2 protein-coding genes are annotated in these 1281 nt (G+C 73.5%); one reads left to right on the forward strand and one right to left on the reverse strand.

Annotation, left to right across the window (positions count from 1 at the left end; translation table 11 throughout):
- The first annotated feature begins 71 nt into the window (after window positions 1–71).
- Entirely contained in the window at window positions 72–599 is a 528-nt protein-coding gene (locus tag GT354_RS18085) for a MerR family transcriptional regulator (RefSeq protein ID WP_161357337.1), read from the forward strand.
- Here the strand turns inward: GT354_RS18085 and GT354_RS18090 are convergent.
- Window positions 542–1281 (reverse strand): citrate/2-methylcitrate synthase (locus GT354_RS18090; RefSeq protein WP_272923841.1); only part of this gene is annotated, 740 nt, incomplete at its 5' end. The genes GT354_RS18085 and GT354_RS18090 overlap by 58 nt on opposite strands.

Below are 1281 nucleotides of genomic sequence, written 5' to 3' on the forward strand. Positions count from 1 at the left end.
ATCCGCGCTCGGGGTCGGGTCGAGTGGGATCGACCTTGCCTTCTCAACCCGGGTTGAGGTCAACTGAACCGATGAGCGACACCTGGGTACCGGTGGGCGACGTCGCCGACCGCTTCGACCTGTCCGTCTCGACGCTGCACTACTGGGAGCGTCGGGGACTCGTCACGCCGCACCGGCGCGCGGGCCGGCGCTACTACGACGCGGAACACCTGTACCGGATAGCGCTGATCCGGCTGTGGCGCGACACCGGCCTGATGTCGTTGGAGGAGATCGCCGCCGTCCTGGCGGGCCGCACCGCGACGCACACCTGGCGCGACACCGTCACCTCCAGGATCGCCGCACTGGAGGCGCAGACGGAACGGCTCGACACCGCCCGGGGCTACCTGCGCTACATGCTCGAATGCACGCGCGACAACCCGGCGGCCGACTGCCTGCAATTTCGCGAAGAGGTGCGGGTGCCCGCGCCGAAGGGTTCGCCGTCGAGGCCCGGCCCGGGGCCGGCGAGCCCCCCGGCGATCGGCTCCCGAGGGGGTACGTCCGATCACCCCCGGCGTGGGGTCGAGGAGGTGCCGCCGTCCGCGGGCCGGGGGCCGGTGTAGACGCCGACGGCGCGGTAGCGCAGGCCGCCCGGTTGTCGGTACTCCTCCAGCGCGTGGGCGAGCCAGCCGACGGTTCGGGCCGTCGCGAAGATCGCCTCACCGGCGTCCGGACGCATGTCCAGGGCGTGTGCCAGGGCTGCCAGGGCCAGATCGGAGTTGGCGAACGTGGGCTCACGGGCCGCGATTTCGCCGGTGAGGGCGTCCACCGCTTCCAGTACGCGGGCCACTCGGCCGTCGGTGTCGGCCGATTCGCGGAGCAGGCCCAGGAGTCGGTCGGCGCGCGGGTCGCGTTCCGCGTAGAGGAGGTGGCCGAGGCCGGGCAGGCGTTCGCCGGCGCGGAGTCGGTCGGCGATCGCGGTGGTGGGGCTGCCGAAGGGATCCAGGGCGTCGCGCAGGAAGCGATGGGCCATGCCGATCGCGGCGCCGTGGTGGCGGCCGTCGAATACGCCCAGGCCGGCTGACACGACGGCGTACACGTCGGCCCGTGCGCCGGCGGCCACCCGCGCGGCCAGTGTGGACACGGCCAGGTCGTGGTCGGCCTGCAGGACGAGTGCGGCATTGAGCAGGTGCAGGTGCTCGGGTGTGGCCGGGCGCGCGGTCAGTTTCGGCCACAGTCGCCGGGCGAGGTCGAGGCCGGTCGGCGCCGGCGCGCCGGGGCACGGCGGCAGCGCGTCGACGATCA

Source organism: Streptomyces sp. SID3343, assembly GCF_009865215.1.
In the GTDB taxonomy this organism is placed as follows: domain Bacteria; phylum Actinomycetota; class Actinomycetes; order Streptomycetales; family Streptomycetaceae; genus Embleya.